Consider the following 20,712-nt stretch of genomic DNA (forward strand, 5'->3'; position numbering starts at 1 on the left):
GGGGTCAATGGCCAAGCAGCCAAAGCGCAGTGGCCGCAGCGCCCACAATCGGTCCGACCAATGAGGCAAGCGCTAGTCGCCAGCGACAACCTGGCGGGCCCTGCGCCAGCTGCGACAGCGCCCTACCCGCGCGTTCAGGGGCGTGCGTCGAATTCAACCCGGGCGTCGAAGACGCGGTCCATGTGCGTCTCCGCCCAGTTCTTGATCGCGATCATGACCGGGAACAGCTCATGGCCGAGCGGGGTGAGCGCGTAGTCGACGCGGACCGGCACCGAGGCGGTGACCGTGCGGGTGACGAGGCCGTCGCGTTCCAGGGTGCGCAGGGTCTGGGTGAGCATCTTCTGGCTGACGCCGGCGATGCGGCGGGCAAGCTCGCCGTGCCGCTGCGGACCGTCGACGAGCGCTGGGATCACCAACGCGACCCACTTGTCGGTGAGCCTGCTCAGCAGCTCACGGGTGGGGCACTGTTCCAGGAACGCGTCGTAGTCGCGTTTGGCCTGCTCACGACGTTGCTCCGCACTCGTCGTCGCCATGCCGCCTCCTCTGGGTGCCCTAGGCACTTCACGGTACCTACTTACTGACAGTGCCGATGATTCGTACGGTCGTGGTGATCAAAGAGGTCCCACGAAGGAGTCGGCGATGCGCGCAGTCAGCTATGCAGAGTTCGGAGGGCCGGAGGTCCTGCACGTGGCCGAGGTGCCGGTGCCCGAGCCCGGGCCGGGGCAGGTCCGCGTGCGGGTCGCGGCGTCGGTCGTCCATCCGGTCGATCTGATGGTCCGCTCCGGTCGGTTCCCAGCCCCGTTGCCGACCGGTCTGCCGTACACGCCCGGCTGGGACGTTGCCGGCAGCGTCGACGCGGTCGGCCCGTCGGTCGAGGAGTTCAGGATCGGCGACGAGGTCATCGGCTTCTCGCCGTGGCTGCAAACCACTGTCGGCGCCCACGCGGAGTACGTACTCCTCGACCCCGCCTGGCTGACCTCCGCGCCCGCCGGCGTCCCCGCGACCGAATCGGCGACCCTGCCGACCAATGGCCTCGCCGCCGCCCAGGCCCTCGACCTGCTCGCGCTCCCCGCGGGTTCGACAGTGCTCGTCACCGGTGCCGCCGGGCAGGTCGGTGGGTTCGTCCTGGCGCTGGCCCGGGCGACCGGCCTGCACGCCACGGGACTCGCCGGGCCCGACGACCGCGAGTTCGTCGAGTCGCTGGGCGCGGCGTTCCTGTCGCGCGCCGACGATCCGACGGGGACGTTCGACGCGGTCGTCGACCTGGCGGTGATCGGCTCCTCGCTGCTGGACCTCGTCCGGGACGGCGGCGGGTACGTGGCCGCGTCACCCCCGCTTCGCCCGGAGCCGGTGCGGGAAATCCGGACCTTCGCGCTGGAGGTGCTACCGGACGGATCCCGGCTGGGCGAGCTGGTCAAACTCGTCACCAGCGGCGACATCCCGCTCCGGGTCGCTGGCGTCCACCCCTTCGCCGACGCGGCGGCCGCCCATGACCGGCTGGCTCGGGGCGGCGTGCGCGGCGGTGTGGTGCTCGTCCCCTGATCTGCCGGAGCGGATGGTCGAGTGGTGGCGGGCGGCCCGACCCGTGCTGCCCGACCACCCCACCGCGGCCCAGCTGGAGGCGTGGATCGAGCTGGCCGACCTGGTCCGGGACACCGGACACGCCTGAGTTCCGGATCCAGGCGGCCGACCACATGCTCAAGGGCGCGGAGTGGGATCGCACGCCGCCGGAGGGACCGTTCGGCCGGTACATGGAGCTTGTCACCGCCGTGAACAATGCGCCGCCGGAGCGGTTCCCGTTCGAGTGGATGGCTGCGGCACTGCGCGCTTCCGCCCTATCGACTTCCTGACCGTCATGCTCACAGCACCCCGAGGCCGATGGCGAGCTGGGTGATCGTCGGTGGGGCGTCCGGGTCGCGGGCGACCTGGGCAACCACGTCCCGGACGGCTGGCCGGTCGCGGATCTCGGCGGGTGCGAGGCGTTCGGCACGCAACAGGACCCGGGCCGCGTTGGCGGGGTCGTCCGTCTGGAGGTAGGCGCGCGCCGCGTCGATCAGGTGCGCGGCGCGGTGCTCGACCGGCAGCCCTCGCCACCCGTCCCACCCGATCGCCTTCTCGTGTCGGGCGATGGCCTGCGGCCCGTCACCCAACTCCACCGCGGCGGCGACCCGCGCCAACTCGACGGCCGTCGGACCGAACGCCGTCCGGTGATGGTCGTGGCCGTCGCCCACCTGAGCGGCCAGCTCGGCGGCCTGGTCCAGCAGCTCACCGACCAACCTGGCATCGCCGGCCCTGCCCGCGATCAGAGCGGCCTGCACGAGCAGCGATCCACGCAGCGACAACTCTTCCGGCGTACCAGGGACGATCTGGGAAGCGGCGGCCAGCAGCACCGGCCCTGTCCGCGCCGACGCGCGCAGCGCCTGACCCAACTGCACCGCCGCGCAGGCCAGCAGCACCGGGTGCCCGACAGCGGCGGACATCGCCCGGTCTGCGGCCAACCAGGCGAGGCTCCCCTCCCCCAGCTTGACCAGCAGCGCAGCCGTCACCCGATATGCCTCCACCACCACTGCCCGAGCAGCCACCGGGTCCTGTGTGTGGACGCGGTGTACCTCGGTCACCAACGCCGGCAGCAGCTCGACCAGACGCGGGTAACGGGCGTGCTGGAAGGTCATCCACGCGTGCCGCACCTCCCGAGCCAACCGAACGGGCGACATCACCTCCCGGTCCGTCGGGCGACCAAAAGCCATTTCGTACGCCGACAACGCCGCCCGAATCCGGGCGACGCCCTCGCGCTGCTCGGCCACCCCAACAGGCTGGACATCACGACCGAGCAGCGCAGAGGCGTCGACCCTCAGCACCGCCGCGATGTCCCGGATGGTCGACACCCGTTCCAGGGAACGGACCCCACGCTCGACCTTGTCCACCCAGCTCTTCGACTTGCCCAACCGATCCGCGAACGACTGCTGCGACAACCTTCGCCGCACCCGTAGGTATGCCACGCGTCGACCGATCGGCACCGGGTCACCGCCCATCGCGCCACCGCCGATCCGGCAACGCCCGAGTCGTCTCCTGCGCCGGTATCCGCTCCGCCTCGGCCTGCGCGAGCAACCGGCGCTTGGCTTCTTCCCGTTCGGCGGCGTCGATCTGCTCGCCCGTGTTCGGCGTACCGGTGTCGTCGTTGCCGCTCATACCCACCTCCGCTGGCAGGGGCAGGTGGTCTCGCTTTGGCGACCTGTTCGTACTGATCCCGCCCTCACTCACAGCATCGGGTGAACATGCGGTGACGGAAAGCTAGCGGGTGTCCGCTGGTCGCGCGTGCCGTCCGCTATCGAGTCGCGGGCCGGTACGCCTCGTACACCTCGCGAAACGCCGCTGCTTCCGCTGTCCCGGTGTGCTCGACCTTCCGGAGCACTTCCCGCGCCCGCCACCAGTTCGAGGACACCACTCGTCCCGACCGGACCGCGTCGGCGGCGACGACGCTGGCTTCGTCCGGCTGATCGGCGGCCAATAGTGCCACCGCGAGATCCAGACGGGCGGAAGCCGAGCGCCGTGGCCGCTCACCACCATCCCCGCGTGGGTCCAATTCCGCCAAGGCGGTACGGGCCATCTGCTCGGCGGCCGGGTCACCCGCCCACGACAGCGTGGTCGCCGTGTACGCCAACGCCTTCGTCGGGTCATACCGGTAGTGGTGCTCGGCCCGCTCCGGCACCGGCAGGTTCGCTGTCAACCGCTCCAGACGATCCAGCGCACCACGCGTACGCCGCACGTCAGCCAACCGCGCCCACACCCGCGCCTCCTGGGCAGTGGCTTGGATGTACGCCGAACTTCCCCGAGGTGCCACCCGCTGCGCCTGAAGCGACAGGTCCATCGCCCGCCGGCAGTCGCCCTGGGTGAGCCAGTCCCACGCCTGCGTCTCCAGACACCATGCCTGGATCTCCGGATGCTCAGCATGCTCGGCAAGAGCCATGGCCGTGCGCAGATGAGCGCCCGCGGCGGGCTGTTGCAGCAGATCGATGTGGACCGTCGCCCGCAGCACGGTCAGCCAACCACCGGCAACGACGAGCCGTCGACGCTGCGCCAACGTCCCGCGACCATCGAGCAGGCGCCCCACGTAGGCCAACTGGCGACGCACCAGCGGCAGCAGATCAACCGGCCGCACAAGCGCGTACGCGCTCGCCAGGTCGTCCACACCCGCCTCGATCCGAGCGAGCGTCTCGGCGCTGACATCGCTGACCCGCACCCGAGCCAGCAGCTCCCCGGCCTCGGTGTCGTGGTCGACGGGCTCATTCACCAGGCGGACGAGGGTCCCGTCGGCTCGCAGCACCTCGTCGAGGTGGCTCGCCGTTTCGGGGGTGGGGGCCTTTGCGCCGGTCTCCAGATCGTGCAGGTGGCTCTTACCCCGGTGAGCGAGCTGACCCAGTGCCCGCAACGACAGTCCGCGTTCGCTCCGAAGCGCACGCAGTTGGGCACCGAAGCGCGGATCGACATGCGACACGACATCGCCCCCAGATAGCGGCCAGGACGAATCTCTCGTTCGCCCGCCTTTCACAATGGGCGCGACATTCCAGCCGCACCGAGTGTGACACGACGGTGACACGACGCCAACGTAGCGAACATGGACGCCCCGAACACCGTCCCGCGCACGGCTGCTCGCGCACAGTCGCCCCACCGACCGAGGTGCCACCCCACCGATAGCGCGCCTGCTCGAACCTCGGTACACACGCTCAGGCCCGATGACAACGCCTTCGATACGGCCGACGAACGCGCTTCGGGGCAGTCAGATGAGGGCTGGGGTCGCTAGGGTGCCGTCGATGGCGTGCCGGCTATTCCCGAACGCGGTCCTCGGCACGCCCCACGTGACATCACCGATTCGAAGGAAGCCCGGCATGAGTAGCCCACGCGAAACCTTCCTCCGGTTGGTGAACGGTGTCTGCGCCGGTCCGTACGAAGACCTGGCTGACCTGTATGCCGAACAGACCCATGTCACGCATCCGTTCCACCCGCTCAACCCGCCTCCGCTGCGCAGCCGCGCTGAGCTGCACGAGCACTTCACCGCGCCCCCTCCGGTCGCCCGGACGCTGAACCGTAAGCCGGTAGACGTGACGATTCATGAAACGGCCGACCCGGAGGTGATTGTCGCCGAGTTCGCCTATCAGGGGCGGGTCAACGAGACAGGCGAGGCGTTCACGGTGCCGTGTGTCTTCGTGATGCGCATCCGCGACGGGCTCATCATCGAGTCGCGCGACTACATCGACCACATCTCCACTGCGCGGGCCTGGGGTCAACTCGACAGTCTGCTGACCGCGCTTCGTCCGCGGCAAAGCACCACAATCGAAGGCGCGGCCCAGCCCTGATCCACGGCCGACTACGGCGTCCAGTCGCGCCGCAGCAGACCGTAGATCACCATGTCTTTGAAGCCGTCGCCGTCGTACTCGCGCTCCCGCTGGGTGCCTTCGTGCGTGAAGCCGCAGGTCTCCGCGGTCCGCCGCATGGCGGTGTTGCTGGCCAGCGTCTCCAGTTCCAGACGGCGGAGGTTGCGGTTGCGGAAGCCGTACCGGCAGAGCAGTTGGATCACTTCGGTCCCGTACCCCTGGCCACGCGCCTCGGGTAGCAGCGAGATGCCGAGGTGGGCGTACTGGTTGAACGCGTTGATCCCCCACAGCGAGCCGCCACCGAGGAACGTGCCGTCGGCCGTAGTTTCGGCCAACAGCGACACCGCGGTCTGGCCGTCGGGCGGCTCGGTAACCTGTTTCTCCAGCCTGGCCCGGACCTGGCCAACGTGGCGCGGCAGGAACGGCTCGCCGTCTGTGATCAGGTGCAACTCAGGATCACCGTCGAGGCGGAACATGTTCGGCGCGTCGTCGGGCGTGGGCGGGCGCAGTCGGATCCGGTCGGTGGCGAACATGCCGCGACGCTAACAGCCGGCCTGGAGATCCACGACCGGGTAAGCGTCCTCGCGCAGGTCGCTGAGGGTGGCGGCGAGCCGGGCCGCGAGAGCCGCTGACTGACGGCCGCAACACATTCCCTTCTGCCGCAGATCGCACGGCCTGCAGCACGGCTGCCCCGGCGGTTTGAGATGCGATCACGCAGGCGGAGCAGTACAACTGATCTTGCTTGAGCTGCGAGGCCCCCGGCGCGAGGCCAGAGCGAGAGCCGACGACCTCCGACAGTGGTAGCACAAGTGCTACAGTGGGGCGTATGCATGAAGTCGGGTTGCGGGAGATGCGGCAGAACGCCAGCGATCTGGTGCGCAGGGCGCAAGCGGGTGAACGCGTGACGATCACTGTCGCCGGCCGACCGGCAGCCGTACTCGGCCCGGTCAGTCCTCGAACCTGGCGCGAATGGGACGATCTCACCGGCGTGTTTGACCAACCCACCGACCCAGGATGGGCAGCCGATCGGGACCTCCTCGACGATGCCGTCACCGATCCGTGGGTTGAGCGGTGAGCCGCGGGATCCTCGACACCAGCGTCCTCATCGCTACCGACGTGACCCCGATTCCGGGTGAATTGGCCATCAGCGTCGTCAGCCTCGCCGAACTTCAGTTCGGTGTCCTGGTCGCGAAGACCGCCGAGGCGAGAGCGCTCCGTCTGGCGCGGTTGAGCGCGATCCAACGCCGATTTGATCCGCTTCCCATCGATGAAGCCATCACCGACAGCTACGCGCGACTGGCTGCCCGCGTCGTCGAGATCGGCCGTCAGCCACGAGCCAGGGTGATGGACCTGCTCATCGCCGCAACCGCGCACGCTCATGACGCCGCCGTCTACACCCGCAATGCCGATGACCTCGCCGGTCTCGAAGACCTCATCACGATCCATTCAATCTGACAGCGTCCCGCCGAGCTGGCCAGATGAAACGGCAGGGCCGCACCAAGTGACCCGTCCGGCAGAAGCAGAAGGGTCCCCTCCCGACGACGCTGTCGGGAGGAGACCCTTGTCTGTCTGCGGTGTGAGTTACGGCTTGACGTGCGCGTTCACGAACGACGGGTAGCCGAAGACGCTGGAGATGAAGATCCCGCCGGCCTTGGACCCGTGCACGTTGTAGGCCACGTCGACGTAGAACGGCACCACCGGCGCGTGCTCCTTCATGATCCGCTCGTCGAGCTTGGCCCACTCCGGTCCCTGGTCGGCCGGGGGCAGGGCCAGGATGCGGTCCATCTCGGCGTTGATCGCCGGGTCGTTGAAGTAGGACTGGTTGCTGTTGCCCTCGGCCTTGATGGTGCGGCCGTCGTAGAGCACAGGCAGGATCGACGCCCCGCTGGGCCAGTCCGCCGCCCAGTTACCGATGTACAGGTCCCAGGGGTTGTTCTTCTTCTTGATCTCGTCGAGCTTCGCGTCGTCCGAGATGTTCCGAACGGTGATCTTGAAGCCGGCCCGCTCCAGGTTCGCCTTGAGCTGGGCACCCTGCTGCTGCTCGGTCGAGTTGTCGGCGACACCGAGAACCAGCTCCGGCGTCTTGCCGCCGAGCAGCTCCTTGACCTTGTCCACGTTGCCGTTGGCGCCCGCCGGGTACGCGTCGTACGCCTTGTAGCCGATGGTGGCCGGCGGCATCAGCGTAGTCAGCGGCGCGGCGACGGTCTGACCGCCGAGCGCCTTGATCATGCCTTCGCGATCGATGGCGTAGTTGAGCGCCTGGCGCACCTTCAGGTCGGTGACCCGCTGGTTGTTGATGACGAGCTGGTTGGCGCTCGGAGTCGGCGAGAGGAGCGTCCGCGACTTGAGCGACGCGTCCCCGGCGACCTTGGCGACCAGCGAGGCGGGCACGGCGTTGAAGGCGAGCGCGCTCTGGTCGGCGCCGTTGTCGGCGATCACCCGGTTGTTGGCGGCGTCCGCGGTCGGGCCGAAGCTCCAGACGAACTGGTCCGGGTACTGGTGGCGGACCGGGTCGGTGTTCGGGTCCCAGTTGGGGTTGCGGTCCAGGGTGATCTGCACGCCGACCTGGTTCTTGGCGACCTTGTACGGCCCAGACGAGAACGGCTGCTTGTCCAGGTCGACGCCGGTGTCCTTGTCGGCGGGCAGCGGCGCGGTGGTCGGCAGCGAGACCGCGAACGGCAGGTCACAGCGGGGCTTGGCGAACTCGAAGCGCAGCGTCTTCGCGTCCGGCGTGCTCAGGCCGGGCGGCAGCGACGTCTTGTTCTTCTTGAAGTCCCACTTGGTGTCGAACTGCGGGGTGTCGGCCAGCCACTCCTGGATGTAGGTCGGGCCGCCGGAGAGGTCCGGGTCGAAGGAGCGGGCGATGCCGTACGCGATCTCCTTGGAGGTGATCGGCCGACCGTCCTCGAACTTCACCCCGTCCTTGATGGTGAATTCCCAGACCTTGCAGTCGTTGTTGACGTTCTTGCCCGGCGTCTCGGCCAGGTCGCCCACCAGGACCAGGCCGCCCTTGCCGTCGTCCTTCCAGGTGGTCAGGTAGCGGGACCAGAGGGGGTTGGCCATCAGACCGGCGAACGAGTACGTCCGCTGCGGGTCCAGGTGGGAGATCGGCGTCTCCCGGATGACGCTGAAGACGCCGCCCTTCGCAGCGCCGCTCACCTCGGCCGCCGGCCCCTGCGAGTCCTTGGGGTCGGTCGCGATGACCCCGGTCTGCTTCCGGTCAGTGTTCACCGTGGTGCCCTCGCCCGTGTTCTCCGAGCACGCACCCAATGCCACAACCAGAGCGATCGCGCCGCCTGCGGCAGCCACCACGCGTGGTCTCATGAAGTACCCCCTTCACCCATGTGCCGTGCGGTTTCGTCGGGGCGAGAACCGCCGACGTCCCGAGGATCGTAAGGAAGAAAACCTACGAGTTGTGTAACAGTTGTCGATAAATTTCGCCATCGGTGGGCGTGGCGGACACCCGGCCGTCAGCGCAGCCGCACCCGTGGGTCGATGGCCGCGTAGAGCAGGTCCACCAGCACGTTCGCCAGCACCACGAAGACGGCCGCGATCAGCACCGTTGCCATGATCGTGGGCAGGTCACCCGAGCGCACCGCGTCCACCGCCGTACGCCCCAACCCCTGGATGCCGAACGTCGTCTCGGTGATCACCGTGCCGCCCAGCGCCCCGCCCACGTCCAGCCCGGCGATGGTCACCACCGGGGTGATCGCCGCGCGCAGCGCGTGTCTCCCGTACACCTTGGGTTTGGCCAGGCCCTTGGCCCGCGCGGTCCGGACGAAGTCCTCGGACAGCGTCTCCAACATCTGCGCGCGGGACAACCGGGCGTAGATCGCCGAGAAGAGGAAGGCCAGCGCCACCCAGGCGAGCACCAGCCCACTGGCCCACTTCGCCGGATTGTCGAAGAGGGACGTGTAGCTCGGCACCGGCAGCAGCCGCAGGTTGTAGACGAAGACCAACAGCAGCACCGCGCCCACGAAGTAGAGCTGCAACGAGGCCCCGGTCAGCGAGAAGCCGATGGCCAGGCGGTCCAGCCAGGTGCCCCGCCGCAACGCGGAGACCATGCCGAGGCCGACCCCGAGCAGCAACCACAGGATCGCCGCCGGGATCACGATGCTCAGCGTCACCGGCAGCACCCGGGCGATGGTGTCCGAGACGGCCTCGTTGGTGACGTACGACCAGCCCAGACAGGGCGCGTCACACCGGCCACCCTGGGCGCTGCCCAGGTCGCGACCGGTGACGATGCCCTTCATGTAGCCGGCGTACTGGCTGACCAGGGGGTCGTTCAGGCCCAGGTCGTCGCGGACCCGCTCCAGCCGCTCCGGGTTGCAGTTCTTCGAGCAGATGCTGCTGACCGGGTCGCGCGGCAGGGCGAAGAACATCAGGAAGGTCAGCACGCTCACCGCGAAGAGGGTCAGCGTGGCGGAGAAGAGTCGCTTGAGCAGAAATCGCGCCATGATTTTGACCCCTACCGGGACGACTTCGGGTCGAGCGCGTCACGCAACGCGTCGCCGAAGAGGTTGAAGGCGAACACCAGCGCGAAGATCATGATGCCCGGGAAGAACACGTACGCCGGGTCGGTCTGGAGGAAGTCCAGACTGTCGTAGATCATCCGGCCGAAGCTCGGGGTCTCGTCGCTGAGACCGACACCGATGAACGACAGCGCGGCCTCGCTGGTGATGAACTGCGGCACCGCCAGGGAGAACGACACCAGGATCGGCGCCCAGATGTTGGGCAGCAGCTGCCGGAAGAGCATGTGCCCCAGCCCGGCCCCGCTGGCCCTGGCCGCCTCCACGAACTCCCGCTCGCGCAGCGCGATCACCTGCCCGCGAACCAGCCGGGCCGTGCTGGTCCAGCCGAAGATGGCGAAGACGGCGATCAGCACGCCCACCCCGAAGGCGGACGACACCTGCCCCCGCTCACCGTAGAAGCGCAGCGTGACGGTGGGGGTGAGCGCCAGCGCGATGATCAGGAAGGGCATGGCCAGGGTCAGGTCGGTGATCCAGTTGATCACCGCGTCGAGCCAGCCGCCGAGGTAGCCCGCGAGCGCGCCCAGCACGACCCCGATCGTCGCGGTGATCAGCGCCGCCGCGAACGCGACGAACAGCGACGTCCGCAACCCGTAGATCAACCGGATGAAGATGTCCCGACCCAGGTTCGGCTCCAGGCCGAACCAGTGGTCCCCGGTGACACCGCCGGCGTAGCCCAGTGGCATGCCGAAACCGTCCAGCAGGTTCTGGAACTGCTCCCGCGGCCCGATCCCGTAGGCCATCTCGATCAGCGGGGCGGCCAACCCCAACAGCAGAAAGAAGACCAGGAGTACGCCGCTGACCACGGCCGTCCGGTCACGACGCAGTCGCATCCAGGCGAGCTGACCGGGTGAGCGGCCGACGACGCCCTTCGCGGCGGGCGTGGTCGCGTCCGGGTCGGACTCGATCTCGGCCAGCGCCAGACCCTCCACCGGGGACAGGCTCACGACGGCACCTCCTCGAAGATCGGAGCCGCCACCTCGGGGAAGTGGCACGCGGTGGCCTGCCGACCACCGTCGCGCGGCACCAGCGCCGGCTCCTCGGCGGCGCAGACGTCCTGCGCCTTCCAGCAGCGGGTGCGGAACCGGCAGCCCGACGGCGGGTCGAGCGGGGTCGGCACGTCACCGGTCAACCGGATCCGACCCGCCGGGCCGAGCTGGGTGACGTCCGGGATCGCCGAGAGCAGCGCCCGGGTGTACGGGTGCTGGGGTCGTTCGTAGATGTCCGCCCGGTCGCCGATCTCCACGATCCGACCCAGGTACATGACCGCGACCCGCTGGCTGAAGTGCCGGATCACCGCCAGGTCGTGCGCGATGAACACGAACGCCAGGCCCAGCTCCCGTTGCAGGTTGCGCAGCAGGTTGACCACCTGCGCCTGGATCGAGACGTCCAGCGCGGAGACCGGCTCGTCGGCGACGATCAGCTTCGGCCGCAGGGCCAGCGCGCGGGCGATGCCGATGCGCTGACGTTGACCGCCGGAGAACTCGTGCGGGTACCGGTTGTAGTGCTCCGGGTTCAACCCGACCAGCTCCAGCAACTCCTGCACCCGGGCCTTCACGCCACCCGGCGGCTTGATCCCGTTGACCTGCAACGGCATCGCCACGATCCGACCCACGGTGTGGCGGGGGTTCAACGAGGCGTACGGGTCCTGGAAGATGATCTGGAGTTCCTGACGCAGCGGACGCAGCTCCCGCCGGCCGGCGTGCGTGATGTCCCGCCCGTCGAACTCGATGCTGCCGCTCGTCGGCTCCAGCAGCCGCACCAGCATCCGACCGGTGGTCGTCTTGCCGCAGCCCGACTCCCCCACCAACCCGAGCGTCTCGCCGGGTCGCACATCGAAGTCGAGGCCGTCCACCGCCCGCACCAGGCCGGTGGCGCGCAGCCCCTGGCGTACCGGGAAGTGCTTGGTCAGCCCGCGCACCCGCAACAGTGGTTCGTCGGTCATCGGGCCACCCCCACGGATGCGACGTCCTCGGCGTAGAACGCGGCCCGTTCCTCCGCGCTCAGGTGGCAGGCGACCAGGTGGCCGTCCGCCCCGGCCGCTCGCAGCTCGGGCACCTCGCTGCGGGAGCGGCTGCCGGCGCGGTCCGCGTACCGGCAGCGGGGGTGGAACGCGCAGCCGGACGGCAGGTTGATCAGGCTGGGCGGGTTGCCGGGGATCGGCACCAGGTCCGCGTCCGCGTCGCCGTGCAGCGACGGCACGCTGGAGAGCAACCCCCAGGTGTACGGGTGCTGCGGCGAGCGGAGCACCTGCTCGACCGTGCCCCGCTCGATGGCGCGCCCCCCGTACATGACCAGCACGTCGTCGGCGACCTGGCCGACCACGCCAAGGTCGTGGGTGATCAGGATGATCGCGGAGTGGAACTCGGCCTGGAGGTCGGCGAGCAGGTCCAGGATCTGCGCCTGCACGGTGACGTCCAGTGCGGTGGTCGGCTCGTCGGCGATCAGCAGCGCCGGGTCGTTGACCAGGGACATCGCGATCATCGCCCGCTGGCGCATGCCACCGGAGAACTCGTGCGGGTACTGGTCGAAGCGGCGCGCCGGCTGCGGGATGCCCACCCGGTCCAGCGTGTCGACCGCCCGCTGGCGGGCCTCGCGCCGGTTGGCCTTCGGGTGGTGCACCCGGTACGCCTCGGCGATCTGCCGACCCACCGTGTAGTACGGGTGCAGCGCCGACAGTGGATCCTGGAAGATCATCGCCATGTCCCGGCCGCGCAGCCGGCGTACCTCCTCGTCGCCGAGGCCGACCACCTGACGGCCACCGACGGAGATCTCCCCGGTGATGGTGGTCCGCTTGGGGTCGTGCAGGCCCAGGATGGCCAGCGAGGTGACGCTCTTGCCGGAACCGGACTCACCCACGATGCCGAGGGTGCGGCCCCGCTCGACGGCGAACGACACGCCGTCGACCGCGCGCACCACGCCGTCCTCGGTGTCGAACCGGACCCGCAGGTCACGCACCCGCAGGTAGGCATCCTCGTCGGAGCGCTGTGCCGGCACGGCGGGACGGTCGTCCGGATCGCCGGACGGCAACGGTTCCGAGCTGTCCACGGCCACCTCCCTCAGTGACGAAGGGAACTTACATGAAAGTCCCGAGGGTGAAAATAAGCTACAAAGTCGGCACGTGTCAGCGGGCCCGAGCGTAACGAGTCGGCATCGGCCGCGCACCCCCCTCACCTCGCCATCCACGCCCATTCATGCCGCGATCGCACCTTGGGTGCGACCATGGTGTCGGCAGCACCGGGAGGATTCCCGCCGGCACGAGGTGGAGGTGACGATGACCGCGGCGGTGTTCAACCACGAAGGCCCGTGGACCGAAGAGGAGTACCTCGCCCTCGGCGAGACGCAGCAACGCGTCGAACTCTTCGACGGGAGCCTCCACGTGACCCCAGCCCCCACCCCTCGACACCAGAACATCTCCGGCGAACTACGCGCAGTGCTACGAGCCCCGGTGCGCGAAGCCGGCCTGCACGTCTTGGAAGCGGTGAACGTCCGCCTCAGGCCCGGCCGGATCCCGATCCCCGATCTTGTTATCACCGGTCCGATCGACTTCGACGAACTCAACGTCGAGGCGGGTGACGTGCGGCTGGTTTGCGAGATCATCTCGCCGAGCAACGCCTCGACCGACAAAGTCCTCAAGATGCACTACTACGCGGCCGCCGGCATCGAGTGGTATCTCCTGGTGGAGCAGGACAGTGGAACCATGCATCTGTACCAGCGGCGGGGCGGTCACTACACCGAGCAGTCCGTAACCAGACCGGGCGATCTGCTGGTGCTTACCGAGCCGGTGAAGGCCACGATCCGGCCGGAGGACCTCGTCCCCTGACGGGTGTCGGTCGGCTGGCCTAGGGTCGGTCGCATGACCGAATTCGACGCGGCCAGTGCCGCCGTCCAGGCCGCCCTCGACGCGGGCGCCCGGTGCGCCGACGCGCGGGTGATGCACCGCCGCTACGAGTCGATGACCGCGCGCAACGGCGACGTGGAGGAGCTGACCCAGGACGAGAGCATCGGCATCGGTGTCCGGGCACTTGTCGGTGCGAGTTGGGGCTTCTACGCCGTACCCGATCTATCCGACGCCGCCGCCCGCGACGCAGGCCGGCGCGCGACGCGGACGGCCATGGCGAGCGCGCGGGTGCCAGGCCCGCCTGTCGACCTGGTTCCGGCGGAGGCGGTCACCGCGAGCTGGGCCTCCGGCTGCCAGATCGACCCGCTCGGGGTGCCCCTGTCGGACAAGGGTGACCTGCTGGTCGACGCGACCCGCACGATGGCCGAGCACGGCGCCGACCTGGCCGAGGGCCTCTACCAGGTCTGGGACACCGCGAAGTGGTTCGTCTCCAGTGAGGGCCACCGGATCGACCAGCGGATCCGCGAGTGCGGCGGCGGCATCTCCGCCACCTCCATCGGTGACGGCGAGACGCAGCGCCGGTCCTGGCCGAGCTACCGGGGGCAGTACGGCACCACGGGATGGGAGCTGGTCGAGTCGCTCGACCTGGCCGCGCACGCCGCACAGATCGCCGAGGAGTCCCGGGCGCTGCTGACCGCACCGCTCTGCCCTGCGGGCGAGACCGATCTGATCCTCGGCGGTGAGCAGTTGGCCCTCCAGATCCACGAGTCGGTCGGGCACGCCATCGAGTTGGACCGGATCCTCGGCTGGGAGGCGGCGTTCGCCGGCACGTCCTGGCTGGACCTGGCGCAGCTCGGCTCGCTGCGCTACGGCTCCGAGCTGATGAACATCACCATCGATCCCACGATCCCCGGCGCGCTGGGCAGCTTCGGCTTCGACGACGAGGGTTCCCCGGCGGTCAAGCGGGACGCGGTGCGCGACGGTCGCTGGGTGGGGGTGCTCGCCGGCCGGGACTCAGCCGCCATGGCCAGCCTCGACTACGGCGGCAGCGTACGGGCCGACGGGTGGGCCCGACTGCCGATGGTGCGGATGACCAACGTCGGTCTGGAACCGGGCCCGCACACCCTGGAGGAGATCATCGCGGCCACCGACGACGGCGTGCTGATGGACCTCAACCGCTCCTGGTCGATCGACGACAAGCGGCTCAACTTCCAGTTCGGTTGCGAGGTCGGCTGGGAGATCAAGAAGGGGCGGCGGGGGCGGATGCTGCGCAATCCCACGTACACCGGGATCGGCCCGCTCTTCTGGCGCTCGATGGACATGCTGTCCAGTGAGACGGTCTCCTGGGGCACGCCCAACTGCGGCAAGGGCCAGCCCGGCCAGATCGGCCACACCGGTCACCCGGCCGCGCCGGCCAGGTTCCGCAACGTCCGGGTGGGGGTTTCAGCATGACCGAGTTGGAGCTGGCCGGGCAGGTTGTCGAGCTGGTTCGGCGTCTCGGCGGTCCGGCCGCGCAGGCCGATGCGGTGGTGACCCGGGCGGACCTGGCGCTGACCCGGTTCGCCAACTCGGCCATCCACCAGAACGTCGCGGAGTCGACCGTCGGGGTCCGGCTGCGGCTGCACATCGACGGTCGGACCGCCGCCGGCAGCGGCAGCGTGGTCACCGCCGACGGGCTGCACGCGCTCGTGGAACGCACCCTGGCGGCGGCGCGCCTCTGCCCGCCGGACCCGGGCTGGCCGGGGCTGGTCGCACCGACGCCCGTGCCGGCCGCGCCGCCCGTCGACGAGGCGACCGCGTACGCCGAGCCGGACCAGCGGGCCGACCGGGTTGGCGCGTTCGTGGCCGCCGCCGGTGGCCTCAGCACCGCCGGCTACTGCCGCACCGCGCACCGCTCGTCGGCGTTCGCCAACTCGGCCGGGCACACGGCGTCCGGCCGATCGGCGGAGGCGGCGATGGACGGCATCGCGCGCAGCGACGGCGCGGACGGGGTGGCCCGGTTCGCCAGCGACCGGCTCTCCGACCTCGACGGTGCCGAGCTGGGCGCGCAGGCCGCGGCGAAGGCGCAGGCGGCGGCCGACCCGGTGGAGCTGCCGCCGGGGCGTTACGAGGTGGTGTTCGAGCCGGCCGCCGTGGCGGATCTGTTGCAGAACCTGTCCTGGTATGGCTTCAACGGCAAGCGGTACGCCGAGCGGCAGTCCTTCGCCGAGCCGGGGGCGGCCCAGTTCGACCGGGCGGTGACCCTGGTGGACGACCCGCTGGGCGCGTCCGGCCTGCCGTTCGACGCGGAGGGCACCGCGCGAGGGGCGCTGACCCTGGTCGAGGCGGGCACCACCCGGGCGGTCGCCCACGATCGGCGGACGGCGGCCGAGGCGGGTGCGCAGTCCACCGGGCACGCGGTCGCGGGTGGCGCCACCTGGGGCCCGATGGCCCGCAACCTGCGGCTGTCCGGCGCGACGGCCGGCCCGGCCAGCGCGACCGGTCGGAGCACCACCGGCGCGGCGGCCGGGGCGGTCGTCGACGCGGACACCGCCGCGCTCGTCGCCGGCGTACGCCGTGGGCTGCTGGTCAGCGACCTCTGGTACACCCGGGTGCTGGACCCGAAGAGCCTCGTCGTCACCGGGTTGACCCGCAACGGTGTCTGGCTCATCGAGGACGGCACTGTGGTGCGGGCGGTCCGCGACCTGCGGTTCACCGAGTCGTACCCGCGGGCGCTGGGGCCCGGGGCCGTGCTCGGCCTGGGAGCGCGGGCGGTGCGCCAACCGGACCGGGTGGACGGTGCATGGTGGTCGGCGCCCTCGGTGCGGCTGGCGTCCTGGCACTTCACCGGGGGCGCCTCGGGCTGAACGAGGCAATGTGCGCGCCGACCCGCCGCCGACCGCCGTGTCGGGGTATTTCCGCAGGCCAGACACTCGGGACACTCCCTTGCGCGGACGGCTCGCAGAGATCGGCGTAACGTGTGTCACTTAGCTGCGTCGGTCGATCCGGCGTGGTCGTTGGTGTGCGCATGACGTGGCAGCGGGTGCGGGTTCGCCGGTCCGCGTGCCGACCGGAGAAAGATCCGCCCGCCCGTACGGGCCCGTCGAGGAGACGACTCGAATGACTTCAACGGCAACGAGGCCGCGGGGAGCGCGGGCGCGCGCCGCGATCGCGGCGAAGACGTTGCGTACCGACCGCTGGTGGTTCGCCCCGCTGATCACCGTGATCGGGCTGAGCGCCTGGGTCGCGTACGCGACGGTCCGGGTCTTCATGCACGACTTCTACTGGGTCGCGGATTACCACTACCTGACCCCGTTCTACTCGCCCTGCGTCACCGAGCGGTGCATCGAGGGCGCCTCACACTTCGGCCGGTTCCTGCCCGGCTGGTGGATCATTCCGGACGCGGCGCTGACCCTGCCGTTCCTGCTGCTGTTCCGGCTGACCTGCTACTACTACCGCAAGGCCTACTACCGGTCGTTCTGGCTGTCGCCGCCGGCCTGCGCCGTCCCGGACGGCCACAAGGAGTACGGCGGTGAGACCCGCTTCCCGCTGCTCGGGCAGAACCTGCACCGCTACTTCTTCTACGCCGCCGCGATCATCTCGCTGATCAACACCTGGGACGCGATCCTCGCCTTCCACTCGCCCAAGGGCTTCGGCTTCGGGCTGGGCAACATCATCCTGCTGCTGAACGTTGTGATGCTCTGGGCGTACACGATCTCCTGCCACTCCTGCCGGCACATCATCGGCGGCCGGCTCAAGCACTTCTCCAAGCACCCGGTGCGCTACAAGGCCTGGACGTTCGTCTCGGCCCTGAACGTCCGCCACATGCAGCTCGCCTGGATCACCCTCGGCACCCTGGCGCTGGCCGACTTCTACATCATGGCGCTCGCGGCCGGCTGGTTCTCCGACCTGCGGTTCATCAACTAAAGGGCCCCTGACATGACCACAACCACTCGCATCGAACGACACCACTACGACGTCGTCGTCATCGGGGCCGGCGGCGCCGGTCTGCGCGCGGCGATCGAGGCCCGGCTGGCCGGCAAGAAGACCGCGATCATCTCCAAGTCGCTCTTCGGCAAGGCGCACACGGTGATGGCCGAGGGCGGCGCGGCCGCCGCGATGGGCAACGTGAACAGCCGGGACAACTGGCAGGTGCACTTCCGCGACACCATGCGCGGCGGCAAGTTCCTGAACAACTTCCGGATGGCCGAGCTGCACGCGAAGGAGTCGCCGCAGCGGATCTGGGAGCTGGAGACGTACGGTGCGCTCTTCGACCGCACCAAGGACGGCAAGATCTCGCAGCGCAACTTCGGTGGCCACGAGTACCCGCGCCTGGCGCACGTGGGCGACCGGACCGGCCTGGAGCTGATCCGCACCCTCCAGCAGAAGATCGTGTCGCTCCAGCAGGAGGACCAACGGGAGTTCGGCTCGTACGACGCCCGGATCAAGGTGTTCTCCGAGACCACCATCACCGAGCTGCTGCTCGACGGTGACCGGGTGGCCGGCGCATTCGGCTACTACCGCGAGTCGGGCGAGTTCATCCTCTTCGAGGCGCCGGCCGTCGTGCTGGCCACCGGCGGCGTCGGACGTTCCTACAAGGTCACCTCGAACTCCTGGGAGTACACCGGGGACGGGCACGCGTTGGCGCTGCGCGCCGGGGCGACGTTGATCAACATGGAGTTCCTCCAGTTCCACCCGACCGGCATGGTCTGGCCGCCCTCGGTGAAGGGCATCCTGGTCACCGAGTCGGTGCGTGGTGACGGTGGCGTCCTGAAGAACTCCGACGGCAAGCGGTTCATGTTCGACTACGTCCCCGACGTCTTCCGCAAGCAGTACGCGGAGACCGAGGAGGAGGCGGACCGCTGGTACACCGACCCGGACAACAACCGGCGTCCGCCGGAGCTGCTGCCCCGTGACGAGGTGGCCCGCGCGATCAACAGCGAGGTCAAGGCCGGTCGGGGCTCCCCCGCCGGTGGCGTCTTCCTGGACATCGCGAGCCGGCGTTCGGCCGAGGAGATCCGCCGGCGGCTGCCGTCGATGTACCACCAGTTCAAGGAGCTGGCCGACGTCGACATCACCGCGGAGGCGATGGAGGTCGGGCCGACCTGCCACTACGTGATGGGCGGCGTCGAGGTCGACCCGGATTCGGGTGCCGCCTTCGGCCACGTACGCGGGCTGTTCGCCGCCGGTGAGGTCTCCGGCGGCATGCACGGCTCCAACCGACTGGGCGGCAACTCCCTGTCCGACCTGCTGGTCTTCGGCAAGCGGGCGGGCGGGCACGCGGCCAGCTACGCCGACGGGCTCGCCGCTCGGCCGAAGGTGGCCGTGGACGCGGTCGAGGCCGCCGTGGAGACCGCACTCGCCCCGCTCCAGCGCGACACCGGCGAGAACCCGTACACCCTTCAGCAGGACCTCCAGGCGGTCATGGGCGACCTGGTCGGAATCATCCGGCGCGAGGGCGAGCTGGCCGACGCGCTGGTGCGACTGGCCGAGCTGCGCGAGCGGGTCGCCAAGGTGAGCGCGTTCGGCGGCCGGCGCTACAACCCGGGCTGGCACCTGGCCCTGGACCTGCGCAACATGCTGGTGGTTTCGGAGTGCACCGCGAAGGCGGCGCTGGAGCGGCAGGAGTCGCGCGGCGGGCACACCCGGGAGGACTACCCGGCGATGGAGCCGAAGTGGCGGCAGGTCAACCTGGTCTGCTCGCTGGACGGCGACAGCGTACGGCTGACGCGTAAGCCGCTGCCGAAGATGCGGCCGGAGCTGATCGGCCTCTTCGACCGTGCGGAGCTTTCCAAGTACCTCACCGACGAGGAGCTGGCCGACTTCGACGCCCTCGTCGCCGACGCTGGAGAGGCGGACAACCGATGAGCGCGAAGCGTCAGTTCCGGATCTGGCGGGGCGACGAGACCGGCGGGGACCTGCAGGACTACATGGTGGAGGTGAACGAGGGCGAGGTGGTCCTCGACGTCATCCACCGCTTGCAGGCCACCGACGCTCCCGACCTGGCCTGCCGGTGGAACTGCAAGGCCGGCAAGTGCGGCTCCTGCTCCATGGAGATCAACGGCAAGCCGCGGCTGGGCTGCATGACCCGGATGTCGACCTTCGGCGACGAGGAGACGGTCACGGTCACCCCGCTGCGTACCTTCCCGGTCATCCGGGACCTGGTCACCGACGTCTCGTTCAACTACGAGAAGGCACGGGAGACGCCCGCGTTCGCGCCACCGGCGGACCTCGCCCCGGGTGACTACCGGATGCAGCAGGTCGACGTCGAGCGCTCGCAGGAGTTCCGCAAGTGCATCGAGTGCTTCCTGTGCCAGACGGTCTGCCACGTGATCCGCGACCACGAGGAGAACAAGCAGGCGTTCTCCGGCCCGCGGTACTTCATTCGGGCCGCCGAGCTGGACATGCACCCGCTGGACGCCCGGACGGACCGCAAGGAGTACGCACAGGCCGAACAGGGCCTCGGTTTCTGCAACATCACCAAGTGCTGCACCGAGGTCTGCCCCGAGCACATCAAGATCACTGACAACGGGATCATCCCCATGAAGGAACGGGTCGTCGACCGCAGGTACGATCCCCTTGTGTGGCTTGGTAGCAAGATCTTCCGTCGGGGCGAGACGCCCCAGACCAGCGTGACCACCGCCCGTCAGGGCTCGCCGACGCCGGGCTCAGCCCGTGGTGGGCTGCACTCGCATGCGGGTGGCTCCCACGACTCGCAGGCTGAGGCGCAGGCGCAGAGCGGCGTCAACTGGCACCGGGAGGTGCCCCACCCGACCGCTCCGGCGGTGGACGACCGGGGCAAGCTTCCGCTGACCGAGCTCACCTTCGACCGGGCTGCCGCGCCGTCGCCGTTCGGTGACGACGTGACCTTCCCGCTGCCTCCGGAGCACCTGAACTTCGCGCACCCGGACCAGGACAACAAGCACTAGAAACCTCAACGAAGACGGGGGCCGCGGCTGTAGCCGCGGCCCCCGTTCGCATACCCCCACCC

The 20,712-nt window shown here is 69.5% G+C and carries 20 protein-coding genes and 1 pseudogene; 11 read left to right on the plus strand and 10 right to left on the minus strand.

The window, feature by feature from the left end; all coding sequences use genetic code 11:
* Window positions 1-134: 134 nt before the first annotated feature.
* Window positions 135-533 (minus strand): helix-turn-helix domain-containing protein, encoded by a 399-nt coding sequence (locus KBX46_RS31550; RefSeq protein WP_141911059.1) that lies wholly within the window; start codon window positions 531-533, stop codon window positions 135-137.
* A gap of 106 nt (window positions 534-639) precedes the next feature.
* Here KBX46_RS31550 and KBX46_RS31555 point away from each other — a divergent pair, with 106 nt between their 5' ends.
* Together KBX46_RS31555 and KBX46_RS31560 are read left to right on the plus strand one after the other, a co-directional pair.
* Complete coding sequence (locus KBX46_RS31555; protein WP_210795675.1) at window positions 640-1,542, plus strand: NADP-dependent oxidoreductase; 903 nt, start codon at window positions 640-642, stop codon at window positions 1,540-1,542.
* Window positions 1,529-1,850: pseudogene (locus KBX46_RS31560) on the plus strand (hypothetical protein); the annotation flags it as partial. The gene KBX46_RS31555 and the pseudogene KBX46_RS31560, both read left to right, overlap by 14 nt.
* Window positions 1,851-1,859: 9 nt before the next feature.
* On the opposite strand, the gene KBX46_RS31565 reads toward KBX46_RS31560, so the two are convergent.
* The 3 genes from KBX46_RS31565 to KBX46_RS31575 all read right to left on the minus strand — a co-directional run bounded on the left by KBX46_RS31565 (window position 1,860) and on the right by KBX46_RS31575 (window position 4,549).
* Window positions 1,860-3,032, minus strand: a complete 1,173-nt coding sequence (locus tag KBX46_RS31565; RefSeq protein ID WP_247668514.1) for a helix-turn-helix domain-containing protein — start codon at window positions 3,030-3,032, stop codon at window positions 1,860-1,862.
* Window positions 3,022-3,189: a hypothetical protein gene (locus tag KBX46_RS31570; RefSeq protein ID WP_199176967.1), complete on the minus strand. Its 168-nt coding sequence runs from the start codon at window positions 3,187-3,189 to the stop codon at window positions 3,022-3,024. The genes KBX46_RS31565 and KBX46_RS31570 overlap by 11 nt, the downstream gene beginning before the upstream one ends.
* 136 nt (window positions 3,190-3,325) lie before the next feature.
* Complete coding sequence (locus KBX46_RS31575; RefSeq protein ID WP_374225044.1) at window positions 3,326-4,549, minus strand: helix-turn-helix domain-containing protein; 1,224 nt, start codon at window positions 4,547-4,549, stop codon at window positions 3,326-3,328.
* 337 nt (window positions 4,550-4,886) lie between these two features.
* On the opposite strand from KBX46_RS31575, the gene KBX46_RS31580 reads away from it, so the two are divergent.
* Window positions 4,887-5,354 carry a nuclear transport factor 2 family protein gene (locus KBX46_RS31580; protein ID WP_210795679.1) on the plus strand — a complete coding sequence of 156 codons (468 nt, stop codon included), beginning with the start codon at window positions 4,887-4,889 and terminating at the stop codon, window positions 5,352-5,354.
* A gap of 11 nt (window positions 5,355-5,365) precedes the next feature.
* On the opposite strand, the gene KBX46_RS31585 is transcribed toward KBX46_RS31580, so the two are convergent.
* The gene (locus tag KBX46_RS31585; RefSeq protein ID WP_210795681.1) at window positions 5,366-5,905 is read right to left on the minus strand and encodes a GNAT family N-acetyltransferase; all 540 of its coding nucleotides are present in this window, start codon (window positions 5,903-5,905) and stop codon (window positions 5,366-5,368) included.
* A gap of 293 nt (window positions 5,906-6,198) precedes the next feature.
* Between KBX46_RS31585 and KBX46_RS31590 the strand changes: the two genes are divergently transcribed.
* Window positions 6,199-6,447 carry a type II toxin-antitoxin system Phd/YefM family antitoxin gene (locus KBX46_RS31590; RefSeq protein WP_210795683.1) on the plus strand — a complete coding sequence of 83 codons (249 nt, stop codon included), beginning with the start codon at window positions 6,199-6,201 and terminating at the stop codon, window positions 6,445-6,447.
* The gene (locus tag KBX46_RS31595; protein ID WP_099848472.1) at window positions 6,444-6,827 is read left to right on the plus strand and encodes a PIN domain-containing protein; all 384 of its coding nucleotides are present in this window, start codon (window positions 6,444-6,446) and stop codon (window positions 6,825-6,827) included. The genes KBX46_RS31590 and KBX46_RS31595 overlap by 4 nt, the downstream gene beginning before the upstream one ends.
* 126 nt (window positions 6,828-6,953) lie before the next feature.
* On the opposite strand, the gene KBX46_RS31600 is transcribed toward KBX46_RS31595, so the two are convergent.
* From KBX46_RS31600 to KBX46_RS31620, 5 genes are all read right to left on the minus strand, one after another.
* Window positions 6,954-8,696, minus strand: a complete 1,743-nt coding sequence (locus tag KBX46_RS31600; protein WP_210795685.1) for an ABC transporter substrate-binding protein — start codon at window positions 8,694-8,696, stop codon at window positions 6,954-6,956.
* Window positions 8,697-8,842: 146 nt separating this feature from the next.
* Complete coding sequence (locus KBX46_RS31605) at window positions 8,843-9,829, minus strand: ABC transporter permease (protein WP_088950090.1); 987 nt, start codon at window positions 9,827-9,829, stop codon at window positions 8,843-8,845.
* Window positions 9,830-9,840: 11 nt separating this feature from the next.
* Window positions 9,841-10,848 carry an ABC transporter permease gene (locus tag KBX46_RS31610; protein ID WP_210795687.1) on the minus strand — a complete coding sequence of 336 codons (1,008 nt, stop codon included), beginning with the start codon at window positions 10,846-10,848 and terminating at the stop codon, window positions 9,841-9,843.
* Entirely contained in the window at window positions 10,845-11,846 is a 1,002-nt protein-coding gene (locus tag KBX46_RS31615) for an ABC transporter ATP-binding protein (protein WP_141911069.1), read from the minus strand. Before KBX46_RS31615 ends, KBX46_RS31610 begins: the two co-directional genes overlap by 4 nt.
* Entirely contained in the window at window positions 11,843-12,898 is a 1,056-nt protein-coding gene (locus KBX46_RS31620) for an ABC transporter ATP-binding protein (protein ID WP_210795703.1), read from the minus strand. Before KBX46_RS31620 ends, KBX46_RS31615 begins: the two co-directional genes overlap by 4 nt.
* A gap of 277 nt (window positions 12,899-13,175) precedes the next feature.
* Between KBX46_RS31620 and KBX46_RS31625 the strand changes: the two genes are divergently transcribed.
* The 6 genes from KBX46_RS31625 (at window position 13,176) to KBX46_RS31650 (ending at window position 20,650) form a co-directional block, all read left to right on the plus strand.
* Complete coding sequence (locus KBX46_RS31625) at window positions 13,176-13,724, plus strand: Uma2 family endonuclease (protein WP_099856703.1); 549 nt, start codon at window positions 13,176-13,178, stop codon at window positions 13,722-13,724.
* Window positions 13,725-13,757: 33 nt separating this feature from the next.
* Window positions 13,758-15,194, plus strand: coding sequence for a TldD/PmbA family protein (locus KBX46_RS31630; protein ID WP_210795689.1), 1,437 nt, complete (start codon window positions 13,758-13,760; stop codon window positions 15,192-15,194).
* Window positions 15,191-16,588, plus strand: a complete 1,398-nt coding sequence (locus KBX46_RS31635; RefSeq protein ID WP_210795692.1) for a TldD/PmbA family protein — start codon at window positions 15,191-15,193, stop codon at window positions 16,586-16,588. The genes KBX46_RS31630 and KBX46_RS31635 overlap by 4 nt, the downstream gene beginning before the upstream one ends.
* 253 nt (window positions 16,589-16,841) lie before the next feature.
* Window positions 16,842-17,648, plus strand: a complete 807-nt coding sequence (locus KBX46_RS31640) for a hypothetical protein (protein ID WP_088950095.1) — start codon at window positions 16,842-16,844, stop codon at window positions 17,646-17,648.
* A gap of 12 nt (window positions 17,649-17,660) precedes the next feature.
* Window positions 17,661-19,589, plus strand: a complete 1,929-nt coding sequence (locus KBX46_RS31645) for a fumarate reductase/succinate dehydrogenase flavoprotein subunit (RefSeq protein ID WP_099848484.1) — start codon at window positions 17,661-17,663, stop codon at window positions 19,587-19,589.
* A complete protein-coding gene (locus KBX46_RS31650; protein ID WP_210795694.1) occupies window positions 19,586-20,650 on the plus strand; it encodes a succinate dehydrogenase/fumarate reductase iron-sulfur subunit in 1,065 nt (354 codons plus the stop codon). The genes KBX46_RS31645 and KBX46_RS31650 overlap by 4 nt, the downstream gene beginning before the upstream one ends.
* Window positions 20,651-20,712 lie beyond the last annotated feature (62 nt).

This window comes from Micromonospora sp. C81, assembly GCF_018070425.1.
GTDB lineage: Bacteria > Actinomycetota > Actinomycetes > Mycobacteriales > Micromonosporaceae > Micromonospora > Micromonospora zamorensis.